Here is a 1,590-nt window from a genome sequence, read left to right as displayed (position 1 = left end):
CCGCGAGGCGGATGCGGCGGAGGTCCGAAGGCTTCGGTTCGGCCGTCGGCATGCGAGACGATTTGAGCGCGGAATATCCCCTGATCGAATATGCCCTGGACCGTAACGATCTCTCCCTTCGTGACGGCATCGGCGTTATCCCCACGCGGTCCGAGATCGATCAGGGCGCGGCCGCCGCCGTCCTCCATCAAGAACATGTGGCCGAAGATCTCAGCGACGTTGCCGCGTACGGCGGACGGACCGCCGGGTTGCAGCCCGTCGATCGCGGTCGGCTGCAGCAGCATGACGCTCCGCGGCTGCCAATTCTGGGCGACGCGAACGCCACCGGCGCCGGCGGCCGCGCCGGCGACAAGCACGGCAAGCGCGGCCCCTGCCAACAGGCCACGATGCCGGACCTGCCGGCGCCCAGGCAGCGACGGGCTCGTATCCCTGTGTGCATCGCTTTCGGTCATTGGACGCTCCTTTCATGATTGCGATGCCTGAAGCCTAGGACACCGTCCCCAATCCAGCCTGAACCGTTCCGTTCAGGTTGAGTTAAGCTTGGGCGCCTAGTTCCGGTCCGAGGTGTGAGCCGAATGAAAATCCTTCTGGTCGAAGACGATCGCCTGCTCGCGCAAGAGATTGCCCGAGCCCTGCGTGAGGAGAATTTCGCGGTCGACATCGCCGCCAACGGTGAGGACGGACAGCACCTCGGCGAAACCGAATCCTACGATGCCGCGGTGCTCGATCTCGGGCTGCCCAAAGTGCCCGGCGTCGAGGTGCTGCGCGGTTGGCGTAAGCAGGGCCGGCACTTGCCGGTGCTGATCCTGACTGCGCGCGACGGCTGGACCGACAAGGTGGAAGGCTTCAAGGCCGGGGCCGATGACTATCTCACTAAGCCATTCCGGATCGAGGAACTGGTCATGCGCCTTCGCGCGCTGGTCCGTCGCGCCTCCGGGCATGCTGCGCCGCGAATTTCCTGCGGACCTCTGAGCTTCGAAACGCAAACCGGCGTGTTCGAGCTCGATGGATTGCCGTTGAAACTGACCGGGTTGGAGTGGCGTGTTCTGGAATGCTTGATCCTGCGCAAGGACACCGTGGTCGAGCGAGGCCTGCTGTCGGAAAAGGTCTATGAGGGCGACGTCGGGACGGATTCGAATTCCATCGAAGTGATCGTCGCGCGGCTCCGGCGCAAGGTCGGCAAGGCGATGATCGAGACCGAAAGGGGCCGCGGCTACAAGCTCAACTCGGGATCCCCATGGTGAGCCGGAACGCATCGCTCGGCCGGCGCCTCATGATCGGAGCCGGTGTGTTCATCACCGCGGCCCTGATCGTCGCCGCGATCCTGATATCGTTCGTGCTGCATCGATTCGTGCAGGGGCAGATTGATCAGAGGCTCGACGCCCAGATCCTCTTCCTCGCGTCCATGCTTGAAGTCGATGGCGCCGGCAACATTCGTCTGGCGGGATCCGCCGACGGGCCGCCATTCGATCGACGCCGACGCGGCTGGTACTGGCAGATTTTGGGGCCAAAGAACGTCTTGCGGTCGCGGTCGCTCGACGGAGCGGATCTGGCTCCTCCCGATATCAGCAATAGACCCCTGCCGCCCCC

General features: G+C 64.3%; 2 protein-coding genes and 1 pseudogene. 2 read left to right on the top strand and 1 reads right to left on the bottom strand.

All coding sequences use genetic code 11. The features are described 5' to 3' along the window. Positions 1–452, bottom strand: a 452-nt coding sequence (locus tag I6F38_RS43140; RefSeq protein ID WP_225164676.1) for a hypothetical protein, incomplete at its 3' end; no start/stop codon positions are given. A gap of 123 nt (positions 453–575) precedes the next feature. Between I6F38_RS43140 and I6F38_RS43135 the strand changes: the two genes are divergently transcribed. Together I6F38_RS43135 and I6F38_RS43130 are read left to right on the top strand one after the other, a co-directional pair. After that, complete coding sequence (locus I6F38_RS43135) at positions 576–1,244, top strand: response regulator transcription factor (RefSeq protein WP_225164675.1); 669 nt, start codon at positions 576–578, stop codon at positions 1,242–1,244. Then, positions 1,238–1,590: pseudogene (locus tag I6F38_RS43130) on the top strand (sensor histidine kinase); the annotation flags it as partial. The gene I6F38_RS43135 and the pseudogene I6F38_RS43130, both read left to right, overlap by 7 nt.

Origin of the sequence: Bradyrhizobium sp. BRP56, from assembly GCF_020194035.1 — a bacterium.
Classification (GTDB): Bacteria; Pseudomonadota; Alphaproteobacteria; order Rhizobiales; family Xanthobacteraceae; genus Bradyrhizobium; species Bradyrhizobium australafricanum.
This window is presented reverse-complemented; position numbering and strand designations above follow the sequence as displayed.

Coding starts and splice junctions, on each gene's coding strand:
- I6F38_RS43135 (WP_225164675.1), top strand. CDS start 576: ATGAAAATCCTTCTGGTCGAAGACGATCGCCTGCTCGCGCAAGAGATT.